General features: G+C 54.4%; 12 protein-coding genes. 7 read left to right on the forward strand and 5 right to left on the reverse strand.

Annotation, left to right across the window (positions count from 1 at the left end):
* Positions 1-211: 211 nt before the first annotated feature.
* Positions 212-553, reverse strand: a complete 342-nt coding sequence (locus F6R98_RS11125) for a hypothetical protein (protein WP_153249083.1) — start codon at positions 551-553, stop codon at positions 212-214.
* Between F6R98_RS11125 and F6R98_RS11130 the strand changes: the two genes are divergently transcribed.
* The gene (locus tag F6R98_RS11130) at positions 552-830 is read left to right on the forward strand and encodes a type II toxin-antitoxin system HicA family toxin (RefSeq protein ID WP_153249084.1); all 279 of its coding nucleotides are present in this window, start codon (positions 552-554) and stop codon (positions 828-830) included. The two genes, F6R98_RS11125 and F6R98_RS11130, sit on opposite strands and share 2 nt — an antisense overlap.
* A gap of 873 nt (positions 831-1703) precedes the next feature.
* Here the strand turns inward: F6R98_RS11130 and glk are convergent.
* Positions 1704-2720: a glucokinase gene (glk, locus tag F6R98_RS11135; RefSeq protein ID WP_228124836.1), complete on the reverse strand. Its 1017-nt coding sequence runs from the start codon at positions 2718-2720 to the stop codon at positions 1704-1706.
* On the reverse strand, positions 2720-6553 hold the full coding sequence (locus F6R98_RS11140; protein WP_153249085.1) for a GH36-type glycosyl hydrolase domain-containing protein: 3834 nt from the start codon (positions 6551-6553) through the stop codon (positions 2720-2722). Before F6R98_RS11140 ends, glk begins: the two co-directional genes overlap by 1 nt.
* 690 nt (positions 6554-7243) lie before the next feature.
* Between F6R98_RS11140 and F6R98_RS11145 the strand changes: the two genes are divergently transcribed.
* Together F6R98_RS11145 and F6R98_RS11150 are read left to right on the forward strand one after the other, a co-directional pair.
* Positions 7244-9283 (forward strand): methyl-accepting chemotaxis protein, encoded by a 2040-nt coding sequence (locus tag F6R98_RS11145; RefSeq protein WP_153249086.1) that lies wholly within the window; start codon positions 7244-7246, stop codon positions 9281-9283.
* Between the two features lie 317 nt (positions 9284-9600).
* Positions 9601-11502 (forward strand): HAMP domain-containing methyl-accepting chemotaxis protein, encoded by a 1902-nt coding sequence (locus F6R98_RS11150; protein ID WP_153249087.1) that lies wholly within the window; start codon positions 9601-9603, stop codon positions 11500-11502.
* A gap of 311 nt (positions 11503-11813) precedes the next feature.
* Here the strand turns inward: F6R98_RS11150 and F6R98_RS11155 are convergent, their stop codons facing one another.
* Positions 11814-12221, reverse strand: coding sequence for a bacteriohemerythrin (locus F6R98_RS11155; protein WP_194269897.1), 408 nt, complete (start codon positions 12219-12221; stop codon positions 11814-11816).
* 515 nt (positions 12222-12736) lie between these two features.
* Between F6R98_RS11155 and F6R98_RS11160 the strand changes: the two genes are divergently transcribed.
* Genes F6R98_RS11160 through F6R98_RS11175 form a run of 4 tightly spaced genes read left to right on the forward strand, consistent with a single transcriptional unit; the run spans position 12737 to position 17385 of the window.
* Positions 12737-13195: a chemotaxis protein CheW gene (locus tag F6R98_RS11160; protein ID WP_153249089.1), complete on the forward strand. Its 459-nt coding sequence runs from the start codon at positions 12737-12739 to the stop codon at positions 13193-13195.
* The gene (locus F6R98_RS11165; protein WP_153249090.1) at positions 13192-13890 is read left to right on the forward strand and encodes a chemotaxis protein CheW; all 699 of its coding nucleotides are present in this window, start codon (positions 13192-13194) and stop codon (positions 13888-13890) included. Before F6R98_RS11160 ends, F6R98_RS11165 begins: the two co-directional genes overlap by 4 nt.
* Positions 13887-16190 carry a hybrid sensor histidine kinase/response regulator gene (locus tag F6R98_RS11170; protein WP_153249091.1) on the forward strand — a complete coding sequence of 768 codons (2304 nt, stop codon included), beginning with the start codon at positions 13887-13889 and terminating at the stop codon, positions 16188-16190. Before F6R98_RS11165 ends, F6R98_RS11170 begins: the two co-directional genes overlap by 4 nt.
* A 22-nt stretch (positions 16191-16212) precedes the next feature.
* Positions 16213-17385, forward strand: a complete 1173-nt coding sequence (locus F6R98_RS11175) for a fused response regulator/phosphatase (RefSeq protein ID WP_153249092.1) — start codon at positions 16213-16215, stop codon at positions 17383-17385.
* A gap of 149 nt (positions 17386-17534) precedes the next feature.
* Here F6R98_RS11175 and uvrB read toward each other — a convergent pair whose 3' ends face one another.
* Positions 17535-19580, reverse strand: coding sequence for an excinuclease ABC subunit UvrB (gene uvrB, locus F6R98_RS11180; RefSeq protein ID WP_153251019.1), 2046 nt, complete (start codon positions 19578-19580; stop codon positions 17535-17537).
* Positions 19581-19606 lie beyond the last annotated feature (26 nt).

The following is a 19606-nucleotide window of genomic DNA, read 5'->3' on the forward strand; positions in this document are numbered from 1 at the left end:
GCAACAGCCAAAGCGGTGACTAAAAGGCATGTATAAAGTGTCATGTCGTCTCCAAAAAAAAGAACCCCAACCGTCCTTGGACCGTTGGGGTTGTCAAGTTTGCACATGCGTAAAGTTTTTACACACATATTGAGGCGAAGAGAGTTTTCAGAGAGTCCTGCGGCACACTACGCACAGGAACGCCGAACACTATCGCTGTACTATAAAGCAGTTAACGTGCCAATGGCTGGCGATTACTACCCGACTCTTTAATTACTGATGATTCAAGCTCTGCCAGCGGATTGATCTGCAAACAACATAATGTTTTATAAAACCTTAAAACGATAATGATACCGCGTTTACGCCCCTCGTCATGAGTGGGCCTTGTAGGCTGTTTCCCAAATAGAGAACCATATTGACTCGTCGGCAAACAAATCGGCGTATCCATGTTTAAAAAATAAACGCTATCTGTATTAATCCGGGCAAGAGAAAACACCGTCTGAGCTGAACGCTGTTGAACGGCAAGGCTTGTATGGCGTATTCTGACCCGGTTCGGATCGAGAGGATGCCCCATGAGCCACCATTTAAATCTGCTTCATGCCATATTTGAGGACCCGCTCAGGGGCAACATCCACTGGCGCGACGTCGAGTCGCTGCTTCACCATCTGGGCGCAGCCGTACAACCCAGTCACGGAGCCCGTTTTCGGGTGACGCTTAACTCAGTCGAGGGCATACTGCATCACCCGCACCAGGGCAATGTCTGCAGCAAACAGGAAATAAAACATTTGCGCGAATATCTGGCGGAAGCCGGTGTCACTCCTTCCCGCTACGAGACGCAACGAAATCAATAGCCTTACGGCTACCTTGAGATGACTTTTAAACATGCCGTGTTGATCACACAACACATTGACATACCCCGGATATTGTTTTGTCGATCTTTTGGTAACTGTTCAACGTACCCACTGAAGAAGCATGGTGAAATCCGGACAAGAGCTTCTGCGACTCCGGGGAAGGGCGTAGGGAGCTTCCGGGGCCTGTCCTGAACGGCGGCAGGATGAGCCTGCTGCGTGGAGAATTTACCGACACGCTTCCGCGCGCCGCATCGGCAGCCTTAGCCCCAGCCGCCAAAGCCGCTAGCTGCAAAATTACGATTTTTTAATCCACAGAAACTGTGGATAACTCTGTGTATAGCGTGTTGCTCCGATCGCTATCGTCGCGTTATTACGCCGGTTTTATTGCATTGTCCAAATTGGAAACAGCTAGGACAGCAAGGATTGACAAATATTAACTAATTGTTTTTTATATTTTTTAAAGGATAAAAACAAAGAATCAAGCACTTGAAAATTCGAGTTGCGCGTTTCGAAAAGCCGCCGGCGCAAGAGTGGATAAATAATAACTATTACTCGGCGTATACCTTAAAAATACGCTCCGCTCAGCCGTCGAATTTTCCGTTCGTCCTGAGCCTGTCGAACGGTAAATGGAAACCCTCTCGTCCGACAGTTAATCCGCACATGGTTCGACAGGGTTCTCCTGAGCGTAGCCGAAGGGCCCACCAGGAACGGATACCTTAAGGAAACTCTGATTAAGTGCCATTTTTACCGATTTAAAAACTCCAATATAATGAATGCACAGTAAATAATATTACGCAATGGGCTTGATCAAAGGTTCCTTAAAAACATAGTGGCTCCTGACAAATGAGCCGAATAATTACAAAAAACGAAAAATCAGTCCGACAACTCCCGGGCCGCGTAAGCCGCGCCGAGCAATGCGCTGTCGGGATTGAGCGCAACGCGCACCGAACAGTTGCTCAGCAGTTCTCTGAACCGCCCCTTGTCCAAAAAAGCGGGAAGAAAGGTGCCGTTCGAGAGTATTTTCAAAATTTTTGGCGCGATTCCTCCGCCAAGCACCACCCCGCCGACCGCCAGGGTCTTCAACGCCCAGTTTCCAGCTTCGGCGCCGTAAATTTCAACGAATAAATGCAAAGCATCGAGACACAGCGGATCACGCTGCTCCAAACCGCATTGCCCTATCAATGCGGCCGGGTCCGTTGCCGCGCGGATGTTCGCATCAATCGCCGCTACGACATTTTCCGGGCGGGTTTCACTCAAAAACTGATAGATGCTGAAAAGGCCGGGGCCGGAAAGTACGCGCTCGCAGCTGACATGCCCGCCATGTTTGTCGCGCAGCCATGCCAACAGCTTGTCCTGTTCGACGCTGTTGGCGGCGAAATCGCTATGGCCGCCCTCCGTGGCGACGGGATGGTGTTGCCTTCCATCCCAGTACAGCAGGGCTTCCCCCAGTCCGGTCCCAGCCGCCAGCACTGCAATATTGCCTGCTCTGGGTTCGGCGATGACCGCCATCGGATTCAACTCGACAAATTCATACGCTTGCAGATGCAACACGCCCAGGGCCGTGGCTTCGAGGTCGTTCAACAGCCTGACCCGGGCGATCCCTGTCCGTTCGGCGATTTCCCCGGCATCGATCAACCAAGGCAGATTGGTAGTTTGGCAGCGCCCGTCGCGCACCGGACCGGCAACGCCTAAACACGCGGCCAACGGTAATTCGCCGGCATGCGCATCTTTGAGAAAATCGTCGACGACATCGGCGAACGCAGAATAAGCCACGCTGGCATAAGTCTGGTCGCGTACCGATAGCAGGCCGCTCTCCGTTTTTCGAAACAAGGCCAATCGCGTCTTGGTGCCGCCTATATCGCCGGCCAAAACCAAAGCTGCCATAGTCATCAAGCCCCCTTCCCCATGGTAATTTCCACGTTATGTTGCAAACCGTCGCGCTGCAATGGTATGCGTAACGCGCCGTCCGGCTCCTCCAGCAATCTCAAGGATTCACCATCCAGGGTCGCGACAACAATACGCTCGGCGCTGCGGGACGGATTGTTGATCTTGATGAGATAGCCAGTGCTTTCGCCAGGCAAACGGTAATCAAGAGAGTAGCTGTCCCAATCGTCGGGAATGCAAGGCTTCAGCAACAAGGCGCTGCCTTGCTCCACGCTGAAACCCAGCACCGATTCGATGCCGACGCGGTAAAGCCAGCCCGCCGAACCGGTGTACCATGTCCAGCCACCGCGCCCGATATGCGGTTCTTCGCCGTAGATATCGGCGGCGACCACATAGGGTTCAGTCTGATAGCGCGCCACATCGTCAGCGGTCAAGGCATGCTCGACCGGGCTAAGCATTTGCAGCCAGACCGCCGCCTTGTCACGCCATCTCTGTTCCGCCAGCGCTTTCACCACCCAGCATGCGGCATGCGTGTATTGCCCGCCATTCTCGCGCACTCCGGCCACATACCCCTTGATATAGCCGGGGTCGTTCGGCGTATCGACGAAAGCCGGCGTCAGCAGGCGAATCAAACCGGGCGGATCGGACAGCAATTGCCTCTCCACCGCATATAACGCGCTATTGCCGCGCTCTCTCGGAGCAACGCCGGATATAACTGCCCACGCCTGCGCCAACGCGTCGATTTGACATTCATCGCTGTCTTTCGACCCCATCACCGCACCATTGTCGTAATAGGCGCGCCGGTACCATTCGCCGTCCCAGCCGTCCCGGTTTAAAGCGGCTTCTAGTTCGCTACGGTAAGCGCTATAGCGCTCCGCGCGCACGCTATCACCGCGCTGTGCGCATAGCGGCAAGAAGTCGCTGATAATGCGGCACAGAAAAAACCCCATCCAGACGCTTTCTCCGCGGCCTTCGCGCCCAACCCGGTTCATACCGTCATTCCAGTCGCCAGTACCCATCAACGGCAAACCGTGCTCGCCGCGCGTCAGCGAACGATCCAGCGCACGGCAGCAATGTTCGTAAACATCGGCGCGCTGCTTTGAAACGCCGGGCCGCAGATAGTTTTCATCTTCGCCGGGCTCCAGCGGCGGCGCGCTGATAAAACCGACCGGCTCGTTCAGGATCGCGCTGTCGCCTGTGCTGCTTATATAGGTAGCCGTAATCCACGGCAGCCACAGCAAATCATCGGCGAAACGGGTGCGCTGTCCGCGATTGGCCGGTTCCGGGTGCCACCAGTGCAATACGTCGCCTTCCTCGAACTGATGCGCGGCATTGAGCAGTATCTGTTTTCTGGTCAGATCGGGACGCAGCAGCAACAAGGCTGCCGAGTCCTGCAGCTGGTCGCGGAAACCGAAAGCGCCCCCTCCCTGGTAAAAGGCGGAGCGCCCCCACAGACGGCAACTGAGATTCTGGTAGGTAAGCCAGCCGTTCAACATTAAATCGATAGCAGGTACCGGCGTCTTTACCTGCAAGCCGCCCACGGTATCTCGCCAGAATGCCTGTACCTGAAATAAAGCCTCGGCTATAGCTCCGGGCTGACGATAACGTTGCAATAGTGTGGCAAGCTGCCGGGCATCCCCCGCCTCGCCCAGCAGCAACGCGCAATCGATAGTATCGCCCGCTTCGAGGGTAAGCCGCGCCTGCATGGCAAAACAGGGATCCAGCCCTGCGCCGGTGCAACCATCCAGCACCGGTTTCGATAACGCCGCCGGCGCCGACAGCGTTTGACCGTAACCCAGAAAAGCTTCACGATCGGCGCTGTAATGCAGTGCGGCGCCTGTAGGCGCGCTGACCGCGCAAAATACGAAGCCGTCGGCAAAATCGCCGCTGTAGCGCTGGCGCGCAATCAATACCTGTAGTTTGTCTTCGTAAAGAGTTTCGATGCGCTGCGCCTGATCGTTGGCGCTGCTGCCCAGCAACAATTGCTGGAATGAAAACAATGACAGGCTGCGCGTACGCATACTGTTATTAGTCAAGCGGATGCGAACGATTTTAACCGGATCGTTACGCGGAACAAAGACGGTGGTTTCCTGGGCTATGCCGGCCCCGTTATGAATAAAACGGCTGTAGCCGTAACCATGCGCGGCCTGGTAAGCGCCTGCCCCCGCTATCGGGCCGGGCAGAGGAGACCAGACAGTACCGTCTTCTTCGTCGCGCAAATACAGCGCCTCGCCGTGAGGATCGAGCAGCGGATCGTTCGACCATGGCGTTAGACGGTATTCGCGGCTGTTACGCGACCAGGTGTACCCAGCCCCGGTTTCGCTGATCAGGAACCCGAAATGCTCGTTGGAAACGACATTGACCCAGGGTAGCGGCGGTAATAAAAGACGGTCGTTCGTCTCGTCAGCTGAGTTCAACCTGATAACATACTCGCTGCCGTCGGCTGAAAAGCCGCCGTACCCGTTGAAAAAATGCAGATCGGAGGGTGGCGTAAACGCCTGCTCGCGACCTGGCTCCGCAGGCCGCTTGATCCGGTAACGAGAGTACAGCGGGTCGACAGCCGATACCTCCAGCTCCGTCCCGGCAAGCAGGCGCGCATACGATAATATAGCGATGAAGTCCTTGCGTCCGATATCGCAGCAGCTGCGGACGTACAGACAGGCATCAGGAGAGATAAAACCGGGGGGCGCTTCCGCAAATATCAATACCGTGCATACAAACCCCTTGATGCGCCAATAAGCTATCAACTTCGCATACAAAGCAATTGCTTCGCTAAAGCAGAGATTCTGATCATTGACAACCAGCAACGGCCCGGAAACGGCGACGCCCAGACGCGCCAGAGCGGCGCACGAATCGAACCGTTCAGGCAACCCAAGATTCTTCGCCCGCAGGACTGGCTGCTCATACTGCACAGCAGCGGCCAGAACCTGAAACTGCGCAGCCTGATCTTCAGATAAGGACAAATGCGCGCAATGCCCGCGTTCAAAAAGCAATGCCTGTTCGAAAACTGGCGCAGCCGAGGGGAAATCCGCATAACGCTGCGCCACAGCCAACGCACCCGTGCGGCTTTCAGCCACACCCAGAAAAAAAACAACCACAGCCTGCTCGCCCGGTTCGAGCTCTACGACTCGCCGCATGCTGAAAACAGGGTCGAGCACATTACCTGCAGTCCCCGATAATGCGTGATTGCCGAGCAGCGCGGCAGGATCATGGCGGGTATGCCCTCGTCCGATGAAACGCGTGCGATCGGTTTCAAAACCGGCGTCGACGCCTGCTCCTCCGACGCGATGAAACATCCACAACCCGGTTTCCGAGGCCGCGCGCGGACGGCGATGCGCCAGCAAGGTTCCGCTTTCCGCATCATGTTCGGTCTGTATGAACAACCGCGAAAAGGCAGGATGAGACGCATCCGCAGCCGGATGGTTCAGCACCACATCCAGCAAACTGGTCAATTCCAGAGTACGCTTGCGTTCCGAACGGTTGCTCAACGTCAGGCTCCGGACTTCAACCGCATCGTCCGGGCTTACTGCAACAGCCATCAAGCTAACGATTTCCTGATTGGCGCGCTCCAGACGCATGGACGCCACATCTCCGTCTACCCGGTAATGATCGGGAGGACGCAAGCCTGGCTGCAAGCCCGGCGACCACCAGTCGCCGGTATCCATGTCTCTCAGGTAAAGAAAATAACCGTCACCGTCGCTAACCCGGTCGCCGCTCCAGCGAGTCAGCGCAATCTCTCCATAGCTGCAGTAACCACTGCCTGCCCCAGTTATCAAACTGGTAAAATGACCATTGGAAAGCAGGCGAGCCGTTGGCAATGGATAGCGGGATTTGCTCATGGGATATGTCACCAAAGTCAGGGTTGATTGGCCAGCAAGTAAAAAAACCCGTAACTATGGCGGCTACCGGTCTGGAGGCCGCGGGTAAGACTGTCCAGACATGCGGAAGCGTGCAGATCTATCGACAATGCCGGCCGCCCCTACCTGGAAGCTCGACTTTTACCTCCGGCCATAAACGCTCTCGCCAGCCTCCGCAGTTCTTCAGACAGCGGCAAAACCGGTGGCGCCGAATAGTTACAAGTCGGCATAATCTACCAGCTTTTCGGTTGATGTTGCACCTGATGAACGGCGGAATAATCGCCCGAACAGTGCTTGACTAACTCCACTCATGGTTTTCTTGCGATACCGGCTGATCCAATGCACTTCGCTCAGCCGTTTTCACAGAGTTTAGTTGACAACAAAGTATTATACTATCAATATATTATAAAATCCCAACCTTACAGCGTAGCGCTCTTGGGCATGGACGAAGAATTCCGGACAAACCAAAAAGTCTTTATGTGAACGGCATCGGCGGCTGGTAGTGCTTATTCCAAAAATCATGGCTATGTCGACATTAGAGCAGTCTGCCGACACAGGAACCTGTATTCCGGAAATACCTACCGTACACGTCCTACCCCGCTTTGGCGTACCCGCTGCGAGGTAGTCGTTAAGTCAACTAATTCTGAAGATCATCACAAAACGGCATAAAACATGTTTAAGAATATTAAAGTGGGAGTACGGTTGATATTCGGCTTCATGATCATAGTATTGCTTTTGATACTGATCGCATTCATCGGGCTAACGAGAATGAACACGTTGAATGCCGACCTCGACAAGGTAATTAATTCCGAATATCCGGGAACCGCTCTTGCAAACGAAATTGCTTTTCTGTCGCTGGACAATACGCGCATTGTCCGCAATCTGATACTGATGACGGACGAAAGCAAAAAAATGGCTAACAAGGAGAACTATGACAAGAATATTGTAAAGATAGACGAAGACTTCGTGCTGCTGGACAAACTGACCACAGGCGAAACAGGGCAAGAACTGTTGGCGGAGATGAAAGCCGCCAAACTGGTATTTCGCAGTTTCACGCACAAAGTAATAACACTGGCCTTGGCTCACAAAGCCGCAGAAGCGACCGCCGAACTCTATGGCGAAGACTATTTATCCCAGATCACTTATTTGAACAGCATCAAAAAAATGGTCCAGTTTCAAACGGAGTCCATGAAAAACGCCGGCGAAAAGGCTGCGCAGATCTGCAACGAAGACCGGCAACTGATGCTGGTTCTGGCGGGCATATCGATCCTGTTATCGGTTTTGATCGCATTTACCACCATACGAAGCATCACCAGGCCGCTGAAGGCGGTAATGGATGCGCTTAATAAAGTCGCCAAGGGCGAGCTCCCTCCGCGAATCAAGGAAAACTATGGCGGTGAGTTCGATACGCTCAGGGACAGCCTGAATAATTCAGTCAGCGCGGTAAACGCCCTGGCAACAGACGTATCGATGCTTTCCAGCGCGGCTGTGGCCGGCCGGTTGGGAACCCGCGCCGACGCCGAAAAACATCAGGGCGACTTCCGCAAGATCGTCGAGGGCGTCAATGATACGCTGAATGCCGTGATCGAGCCGTTAAGCGTGGCGGCGAACCACATCGACCGCATTGCCAAGGGCGACATTCCTCCGCATATCGGCGAACATTATAACGGCGACTTCAACAGCCTGAAAAACAATCTCAACACGGCTATCGATGGGATCAATGCACTGGTGGCAGACATCTCCCTGCTTTCGGAGGCGGCGGAAAAGGGCAGGCTGGAAATACGGGCCGACTCGGCCCGGCATCAGGGCGATTTCCGCAAAATCGTGGAAGGCGCCAACAAGACCGTGGATATCCAGGAGCGCACCATCGGCGAAGTGATTGCCGCAGTCGACGTGCTATCCGGCGCAATAGCCGAAGTCAATGCCACCGCACAGCTGTTGGCGCAAATGACCACAGAACAGGCGGTCAGCGTCGAGGAAACCGGCGCATCGATAGAGCAAATGAACGCGTCCATCAAACATAATGCGGAAAACGCCCGACTGACCGATGTCATGGCAGCCAAAACCGCCAGGGAAGCCGACGAGGGCGGCGAGGCGGTGACTCAAACAGTGAGCGCGATGAAAAATATCGCCAGCATGATCGGCATCATCAACGATATCGCCAGCCAGACCAATCTGCTGGCCCTTAACGCCGCTATCGAGGCGGCGCGCGCCGGTGAACACGGCAGAGGCTTTGCCGTTGTCGCTGCTGAAGTGCGCAAGCTATCAGAACGCAGCCAGATGGCCGCGCAGGAAATCAGCGAACTGACCGACAGCAGCGTGACCATGGCGGAAAAAGCCGGGCGTCGACTGAATGATATAGTACCCGACGTCGCAAAAACATCCAGTCTGATACAGGAAATCGCCTATTCATCCAAGGAACAATCTTGTGGCGTTGAGCAGATCAACCACGCCATGGAGCAGCTAAACCAGATCACGCAACAGAACGCCAATGCATCCGAAAAGCTGGCGGCAACGGCTGAAGAAATGAATGAGCAGGCAGAACGCCTAAAAAATCATATGAGCTTCTTTTCGATTAAATACCGGCCAAGGCAAAAGAGTGAAACAAACCGCTCTTCTGCCGTGGATTCAAACCCGGCGCTGCCTATGAAAGAAAGTTCGCATGCCGTTGCGGCGGCGCCTGTAAACGAAGAGGAATTTGTTCAGTTTTAGCCGTTGGTTATAATTCGCTGAAAGCGCTAAATAATCGGAAAGCTTACCAACCCAGCAGAATAAAGACTTTGTTCAGTGTTAACACCATGTTAAACAAAATGAAAGTTGTGCAACGCTTGGCGTTGGGATTACGGCTGAAAAAGCATATGAGTTTTTTTCCGTTACCAACCGGCACAGGCAACACCGTGAAACAGCAGCGTACCCCGTCCCGCTCAAACCCGCAACGGAACTTGCACTGGCTACTATTGTTGCCGAAAGCATGGACGAAGCCGAATTCGTTCGCTTTTGACCATAATTCTATGCAGAGAAGCTGACCCATGACTGTTAAAGCTCGTATATCGATGTTGCTGGGTTGCGCCTTGGTAGGATTTCTGGGACTGACTGGTTTGAACGAGTACCTGCTTGACCAAGTGTTTACCACAACCAATTACGCCAACATCAACACGGTACCCAGCGTTATGAGTCTGGCAACAGCCAGGAACTCGTTCAATCAACTCCGGATACGGGTATTCCGTCATATTTTCACCAACGACGCAGTCAAAATGACAGAAATTGACGCCTCGATCAACGAGGCTCAAGCGACCATCGAAGACGCTCTAAAAAAATATGAACCCTTGATTTCCGATGACGAAGATAAGCAGTTGCTGGCTGATGACCGGGCGCTGCTGACGGAGTATCTCCACACCCTGAAACCGGTACTGCTTCTTTCCCGCCAGAATAAGGACGTTCAAGCCCATAATGCGTTGGTCAATGCCGACATTGTTGCACGAAATCTCTACACAGCCATCGAAAGGCATGTCGCCCATAACGAACGGTTAGGTAAACGATATGCCGACGATGCTGTCGAAGCAAAACACCGCGCCGCCAACTTGTCCCGCACCATAGCCCTGTTGATGCTGGCTACGGTCGGCGCGATGGGCTTGCTGATCATTCGTAGCCTGCAACAGCAATTGGGCGGAGAGCCCGGCAAAGCTGCGGAGATCGCCAACAGGATCGCTGTAGGCGACTTGTCCGTCCGTATCGACTTACGCCCCGGAGATACATCAAGCCTGATGGCTGCAATGGAAAATATGTCCGCATCGATCCAGGCGCTGGTTGTCGATAGTACAGCGCTATCCGTAGCAGCGCAGGAAGGCCGTTTGGATGTACGAGCCGGCACAGACAGGCATAAGGGAGACTTCTACAAAATCGTCATAGGAATCAACAACACCCTTGATGCGATGATCGAACCGATCCACGAAGCCAGTCGAGTATTGGCCGCACTGGAGCAAGGAAATCTATCCCAACGCATAACGGCGGAATACCACGGTCAATTTCGTAGACTACGCGATAGCGTAAACAACACGGTGGACAAACTGGCGCATACCATTGAGCAGGTAATGGCGGCTACCGAAACCTTGTCGCACGCAACCGGAGAAGTCAGCGCCACCGCGCAATCGATAGCGCAGATGGTCAACGAACAGGCTGTCAGCGTAGAGGAAACAAGTTCATCCATCGAACAAATGAGCGCGTCCATCAGACAGAACGCCGAAAACGCCAAAGTTACCGATACCATGGCCGCAAAAAGCGCAAAAGAAGCACATGAAGGCGGCGTGGCGGTAATGCAGACTGTAACCGCGATGAAAAGCATTGCCGATATGATCAATATCATCAACGATATTGCCGGGCAAACCAATCTGCTCGCGCTCAACGCGGCTATCGAAGCGGCGCGCGCCGGAGATCAAGGCAAAGGTTTTGCGGTAGTCGCCGCCGAAATTCGCAAGCTGTCGGAACGTAGCCAGATGGCGGCTCAGGAAATAGGCGAGCTGGCGGGCAACAGCGTGGTAACGGCGGAAAAAGCAGGACAAATGTTAAAGGAAATTGTACCCAGCGTCACAAAAACCTCGGATCTGGTTCAAGAGATAGCCTGCGCATCCGAGGAGCAGTCATGCGGCGTGGAACAAATCGGCCGAGCCATGGACCAGCTCAACCGGGTCACGCATCAGAGCGCCAGCATATCCGAGGAACTGGCGGCGACGGCGGAAGAAATGAGCGAGCAGGCGGAACAGCTCAGAAAGCATATGGGTTTCTTTTCCGTAAATAAGCTGGCCGAACAGCGAAAAGACACCTGCCATCCCAGCACAAACGCCCACGGCTCCCCAATATCGTCCGAATCGGAACTCGCCGCGCCGTCTATAACTGCCGGCAACATAAACGAAGCTGAATTTGTTCGTTTTTAAACAGGCAAAGTATGCAACGATACGGCCGCTGACCGTCTTTATTCGAAACAGGCCACAAGATGATATTCTAGAAATCAATTTCCAATTGAAAGTATGTAGGGTAGCAGGGTGAAATCAGCGTCTCCTTCGGACAGTTTCAATTGAAACAACAAGTGATATCTTCAGAGCCCGCCCCGGACTTGATCCGGGTGAATGACGATTTTTCTTTTTCCAATACTAATTTATTGATATAGTAATGTATTTTTCACTCTAGTGTCAACTGAACCTTAAGCGCTGCCCAAGGGCGGGCATCGCGTCCGGATCTGTGGCCTTTATACAACGCCTTTAGAATTCAGGTACTTCCCCAGCAATTGATCCGACTCCATTATATGATGATATAACCATTCCTTCAGAAAAATCATGGTTTCGGCGGTAATCAACGCATGACCGCTATTCAGCCTTGTTTGCAGATCCGTGGCGGTTGCAACCAGCTTTTCATGTTCGTGCAAATGAGCCGCCGCGTGTGGATAACCATGCGCTTTCATCAGACGCTCTTCCGTTGTGAAATGAAAGCCGGTGTATTCGATTACCCTGTCCAAGACCTTGCCCATAATCTCGCGTGCGTCTCCCGCCAGCATATGATCGTGCAAGCCATTAATCAGCTGCACCAGTTTCCTGTGTTGATTATCGATTTCCGCTACCCCAACGCACAAATCGTCGTTCCAGGTAAATAAAGACATCATTCCTCCCATTCCAATCAGGTTAATGAACTTATTAGCTTTTAAAAACCCGCATACCCTTCGAATACCGGCAGGAAGGCATTACAATACAACGATACGAACTTTGATGCTCGATCTTTCGTTTAGCAGGCGACAGGTATCGCGTCCCCCTATAGATAGGCTAGAATTACCCGGTATTTACCAAAGTGGCGTAGAGGGAAACCCATCGAAACAGCACGCCTTCACAGCTAAGGATTGCACTTGCCGGCAGCATCGAGGTTAATGTGTTATAAAAAACAGGTAACTATTCCGTATGGACTAGCGTGACGCTGTAAACAGGGTTGCGGGTAAGGGTAGGCGCGACCGACTGCGGGAAGAATGCAGCAGTCGGGGTTCCATGGCCTGTACTGAGCGGTGGCCGATGGGATGGATACACGGCGTGTCTCGACTGCCTTACCTCAACCCCCAGGCCGGCGGCTGAATAGTTACAAAATTAGTTACCTTTCATAAACACAGTCAGGCAAGATTCGTTAACCATGTTACTCGTACCTTTCCAGCTTGGCGGCGAACACTACGCGCTCCCCGCCTCCGGCATTATCGCGATAACGCAAGTCCCGCATCTGCATGCGCTGCCTCGTGCGCCGGAGTGGATAAAAGGTCTGTTCCGCTATCAAGGCGCAGTACTTCCCGCTGTCGATATGGGTACGCTGATTACCGGAACGCCATGCAGAGACTGGCTGAGCACGCGCTTGCTGCTGGTCGGGACCGAAGAAGATCACGATAGCCGCAAACCGGCAATCGGATTAGTGGCCGAGCGCGTCACCAGCACGCTATCCATCGATCAGAACTCACTAAGCGAAACGGGAGTTCAGTTTGCAACTGCACCGTGGCTGGGATCCGTCGCCGCGCTCGATCATGCCTTATTGCAACTTATACGATGGGAACCGCTGCTTACGGATGACCTGGCGCGGCTATGCGCCGAGACGGCTTTATGAACGGAACAGCAGCCGGCATCCAGAATACGCTGGAGTCTTCCAACGCAGTGAACACTCTCGAATATTGCTGGAAGCGGATAGGCACATTAGGCGGAGACCGCACTTGTGATCGTCTGGCCGGACTGATCCACTGCCGGAACTGCGCAGTCTACCATCAAGCGGCACACACCCTGCTGGATCGTCCCCCTCAAAAAAAATACGTCGACCTGTGGACGGAACAATTGGCCGCGCAACCCGAAAAAGACGAAGGAAACGAGCAGATTTCCATCGTAATTTTCCAGATCGGACATGAATGGTTCGGTCTGCCCACGGCACGCGTCGGCGCGGGAAGCGAAGGCTGCCGCTGGCGGCGTATACCGCATCGCAGCAATAAGGAGTTTCTCGGACTGATGGCGGTACGCGGCGAACTGGTACTGTGCTTTTCGCTCCATGCCATACTGGATATCGACCCCGACGAATACAGTACATGCACACATGTGCTGGTCTGTGGAGAAGAAAGCCGCCGGCTTGCTTTTCCGGTGCAAAAAATTGGCGGCGAAAGACGCATTATCCTCACTCAGCACAGCAAGCCGCCCGTTACCATCTCGCGAGCTGTAGACACTTATACCCAGGCGCTGGTGGAAACGGAAGGATATTCGGTCGCCGTGCTGGATGCCGACCGCTTGTTTCGAGCCATGGAGGCGAAAGTGCGATGAACGATTTTGCTTTATTGGATTTGTTCCAGGAAGAAGTAGACACGCACGCGAATATGCTCACATCCGGCCTGATCGCGCTGGAATCCGCCCCCTGTGACGCGGTCGCTATCGAACCGCTGATGCGAGCCGCTCATTCGCTCAAGGGCGCAGCCAGGGTAATCGGCCTGGATACGGTTGTACGTATTGCCCACGCAATGGAAGACGGACTGGTTGCCGCCATGGAAGGGAAGCTCGAACTGACGCCGGCGCGTATCGACGTGCTGCTGCATGCCGTGGATTGGATCACCACGCTGGCCGCAGTAAGCGAAGCTGACTTACCGGGCTGGTTGGTAACGCAAGCCGACGCGGCGGATGAGATAGAGCAGCGTTTAACTGTTTTGGCCACACCGCCTGAAGACCCCGCCATCAAAAAACAGGATACAGCGACGCCATCACCTGAAAACACAACAGAACAAATCGCTACTGTGGTCGCCGTTGCGACCGTCCGGAAAGATACAATAGCGGCTCCCGCCATGGCCAGCGCGCTGGGAAATGCCGAGCCGAAATTGACTAACGCGGTAAAAATCAACGCCGATGTATTGAATCGCTTCATCAACCTCGCGTCGGAATCGCTGGTCGAAGCTCACCGGATAGATAAATTGTTGCTCGCTTTCCAGAGGATACGGCAACGTTTGACGCAACAGAACGCTTCGTTACGCCGCAACAGCATACAGATAGGTAAAAACTCAAACTATGACGAAGACGAAGACGAAGACGCGCTTGCCAAAGAGTGCGAAGCCTTCGATCAGATTCAACTGGCGTTGATAGAAGGTCTGGACGATCTGGATGCCCATGCGCGCCGCATGTCGCTGATTGCCGAATCACAGTTCAGGGAAGTGATTGCGAGCCGGATGCAGCCCTTCGAAGAGGGCGCGCGCTCTTTTCCCCGTCAGGTGCGCGATCTTGCTCGCGACCTGGGGAAACAGGTCAATTTCGAAATCAAGGGGCTGGAAACCTCTATCGACCGGGACATACTCGCCAAACTGGAAGCGCCGCTCGGCCACCTGCTCAGAAATGCGCTGGATCACGGACTGGAATCGCGTGAGGAACGCCTGATGGCTGGAAAACCTGAAACCGCATCCATCAGCCTGGAAGCGCGTCACCACGCCGGCTCGTTGTTGATAACCGTCAGCGACGACGGCCGCGGCGTAGACCGTGAACGCCTGCGGAAGAAAATCGTCGAACGCAATCTGACCACGACTGAACTGGCGGCAGGCATGAACGATGGAGAGCTGTTCGACTTTCTGTTTCTTCCCGGCCTGTCAACCCGAGAAAAATTGAGCCAGGTATCCGGGCGCGGCGTGGGACTGGATGTGGTGCAGTCCATGGTACAAAGCGCCGGGGGCCAGGTGTCGGTTAAGTCGGAGCTCGGGCGTGGTACCGTATTCCAGCTACAATTGCCGATTACCCGCTCGGTTGTTCGCGCGCTGATGGTGGAAATCGGAGCCGAGCGCTACGCATTGCCGCTGGCGCGCATCATCCGTCTGGTCGAATTGAGACGCGAAAAGCTTAATCTGGTCGAAGGCCGCTGCTATTTCGTACTCGACGGCGTCAATATTGCGCTGATTCCCAGTCACGAACTATTGGATCTGCAACGGGCGCCGGAAGAAAACGACATGATCAAAGCAGTAATGCTGCTCGACCGCGGCGAGTATTATGCCATCGAAGTGGAGTGCTTTCTGGGAGAAAGCGAACTGGTGGTCAGACCTTTGGACCCGCGCCTGGGCCGCATACCCCATATCGCTTCGGCATCCATAGACGAGAGCGGCGTGCCGCTACTGGTACTCGACATCGACGACATGCTTCGCTCCATTGCCTCGCTGCTGGCCGGTGGACATCCGGTAGGCCGGCGCGAACAAACCGGCTCATCCATGCGCAAAAATGTCCGCCGCATTCTGATCGTCGACGATTCGATCACCGTGCGGGAACTCGAACGGCGCGTATTCGAACGCCAGGGCTACGAAGTAAACGTGGCGGTCGACGGTGTGGACGGCTGGAATGCGCTGAATCTGGGCAATTTCGATCTGGTAGTCACCGATGTCGATATGCCGCGCATGACCGGCATAGAACTGGTAAAACTGATCCGGGCGGATGCAATACTGAAACGGCTACCGGTGTTGATGGTTTCCTACAAGGACCGGCCCGAAGATAAAAAAGCCGGACTGGAGGCCGGAGCCAGCCAATATCTGGCCAAAAGCGAATTCCAGGACGATACCCTGATCAAGGCGGTACAAAACCTGATCGGCACCGCAAATATTTAACACCAGGATATAGCATACCGGTATGACTGAAGAACATGACGTATCAGCTGCATTACTGATCAAGCATCGCATTGTGGTACTGCTGATCGACGATCAAAAAATCATCGGCGAAGCGATCCGCCGCATGCTTAAAGACGAAACCGACATCGATTTCCATTTCTGCAACGACCCGTCTCTGGCGCTAGGCGAAGCGCAACGGCTGCAACCGACGTTGATACTTCAGGACCTGGTCATGCCGGATATTAACGGACTCGACCTGGTATTGCTATTTCGCGGCAACCCGGTAACGCGCAATGTACCGTTGATCGTGCTATCCAGCAAAGAAGAACCGGCAGTTAAAGCGGAAGCCTTTGCCCGCGGCGCGAACGATTATCTGGTCAAACTACCGGATCGCATCGAACTCATTGCCCGCATGCGTTATCACTCCAATGCCTATATTGCCCAATTACAGCGCGATGAGGCTTATAACGCCCTGGCCGCCGAACTGGGCGAAGCGGCTACTTACGTGCGCTCGCAATTGCCGCTTCCCATTGCCTCCGGTTCGATCAGAACCGCCTGGGAGTTCGTACCTTCCACCATGCTCGGAGGCGACTCGTTCGGTTATTTCAGCATAGACCCGGAACATTTCGCATTTTTCCTGCTCGACGTTTGCGGTCACGGCGTGGGTCCGGCGCTGCTCTCGGTTTCAGCCATGGCCGCGCTCAACGGACAAACCTTAGCCGACGTCGACTACAAAAGCCCCAGCGAGGTGCTTACTGCGCTCAACGCCGCTTATGCGATGGAAAAGCACAATCAGCTTTATTTCACTATCTGGTACGGCGTATTCAACCGCAACAGCCGTATCGTATCCTATGCCAGCGCAGGGCATCCGCCAGCCATCGTCGTCAGCGGTGGAAACGCTCCACTCGAACTCCGTCAGCAGTCCATGCCGATCGGCCTGATGGACGATACCGAATTTGATACCGCCGAGTTCGAACTACCAGCCAACTCCATCGTCTATCTGTTCAGCGATGGCATCTACGAGGTTACGCTGCCGGAAGGACGCGAATTCAGATTCCCGGAATTTACGGAAAAAGTAGCCTCGATAACGGCGGCGAACGGCGGCATGCAGGAAATGCTGCAAGAAATGCGCTCAGTACAGAATCGCCAGGATTTCGACGACGATGTCTCAATACTGGAGTTGAAATTCGAATAGTTTTATTCCGTCGTCAATTTTTCCGGGCAAACAACGATTCCAGCATTTGAGCCGGGATCACTGTACCGGCATCAAGCTCTGCAGAACCTGGAGCAGCGAATCCAGGCGCAAAAGCGGAAGGAGCGGGCCAAGTCTACAGACTTAGCCCCTCAACTTTGAATATGCTCTCCCGTAATACGCCGTATTTCATCGCGCAGTTTGGCCGCATTTTCGAAATCCAGATCGCGGGAGGCCGCATACATTTTATCCTCCAGCTCCTTGATTAGTTTGGCCGCCTCACGCGCATTGCCGACTTTATATTCGGCCCGCGGTTCGGCGGCTTTTTTCGAAGCGCCGCCGCCTCGCTGCGCAGCCCCCGGTATGTGCACTTCCAATATGTCGCTAATGGTCTTGGTCACACCGACCGGGGTGATGTTGTACTCCTTGTTGAACTGGATCTGCCTGGCTCTGCGCCGTTCGGTCTCTTCCAGCGCGCGTTCTATCGACCCGGTGCGCTTGTCGGCATACAGTATCGCTCTGCCGTGCAGATTGCGCGCGGCGCGGCCTATGGTCTGGATCAACGATACCGTGGAACGCAGAAAGCCTTCCTTGTCGGCATCGAGTATCGCGACCAGCGAAACCTCGGGTATGTCCAACCCTTCGCGCAACAGGTTGATGCCGACCAGCGCGTCGAACTTGCCCAGACGCAAATCCTGAATGATTTCGACACGCTCCACGGTTTCGACGTCCGAATGCAAATACCTGACCTTGACATCGTGCTCCGTCAGATATTCGGTCAAATCCTCGGACATGCGTTTGGTCAGCGTGGTAACCAGCACGCGCTCGTTACGCGCCGCGCGTATACGGATTTCGGACAGCAAATCGTCCACCTGCGTCGCAACCGGGCGTATCTCGACTTCCGGGTCGACCAACCCGGTCGGGCGCACCACCTGCTCGATCACAAAACCGGAATGTTCGCGTTCATACGGACCGGGCGTCGCGGAAACATAGATGCGTTGCGGCGCGCGCTGTTCGAACTCCTCGAATTTGAGCGGGCGGTTATCCAGCGCCGACGGCAGGCGAAAACCGTATTCGACCAGCGTTTCCTTGCGCGAACGGTCGCCGCGAAACATCGCGCCGATTTGCGGCACGGTGACATGGCTTTCGTCCAGTACGATCATCGCGTCGTCCGGCAAATAATCGAACAGCGTCGGCGGCGGTTCGCCGGCCTGTTGGCCGGACAGATAGCGCGAATAGTTTTCGATGCCGGAACAATAGCCGACTTCCATGATGATTTCGATATCGAACAAAGTGCGTTGTTCGAGGCGTTGCGCTTCGACCAGTTTGTTTTGATTGCGCAGCGTCTCCAGGCGTGCCTTGAGTTCAACCTTGATCTCGTCGATCGCCGCCAGCAGCTTTTCGCGCGGCGTCACGTAGTGCGTCTTCGGATAAACCGTATAACGCGCAATGCGGGCAATGATTTCGCCGGTCAGCGGATCGAACAGCGAAAGGCGCTCGATTTCATCGTCGAACAGTTCCACCCGTAGCGCCTCGCTTTCAGACTCCGCAGGGAAGATATCGATAATCTCGCCGCGTACCCGGTAGGTCGCGCGGCGCAGTTCGGTATCGTTGCGCGTGTATTGCAGTTCGGCCAGACGGCGGAGCAAGGTGCGCTGGTCGATCAGATCGCCCCGCACCAGATGCAGCACCATTGCAAAATAAGAGGCCGGTTCGCCCAAGCCATAGATCGCGGAAACCGTTGCGACGATAATGGTGTCGCGCCGCTCGATCAGCGCCTTGGTCGCGGACAATCGCATTTGTTCGATATGTTCGTTTAGCGACGCGTCTTTTTGAATATAAGTATCGGAGGACGGCACATAAGCCTCCGGCTGGTAGTAATCGTAGTAGGAAACGAAATACTCCACCGCGTTTTCCGGAAAAAACTCCTTCATCTCGCCGTATAGCTGCGCCGCCAGCGTTTTATTGTGCGCCATGATCAGGGTAGTGCGCTGCACCTGCTGTATCACATTGGCGATGGTGAAGGTCTTGCCGGAACCGGTCACGCCCAGCAGCGTTTGATGCAGTTCGCCGTCGTTCAGCCCTTCCACCAGTTGCGCAATTGCAGCAGGCTGGTCTCCAGCCGGTTGATAACGCGATTGCAATATAAACTTTTTCTCTCTGGAAGGGTGCGGGGTTTGTGCCGTATCTTGTATCATATGGGCTTGTTGCCACTGTGTGGCCA

Source organism: Candidatus Methylospira mobilis, from assembly GCF_009498235.1.
GTDB lineage: Bacteria > Pseudomonadota > Gammaproteobacteria > Methylococcales > Methylococcaceae > Methylospira > Methylospira mobilis.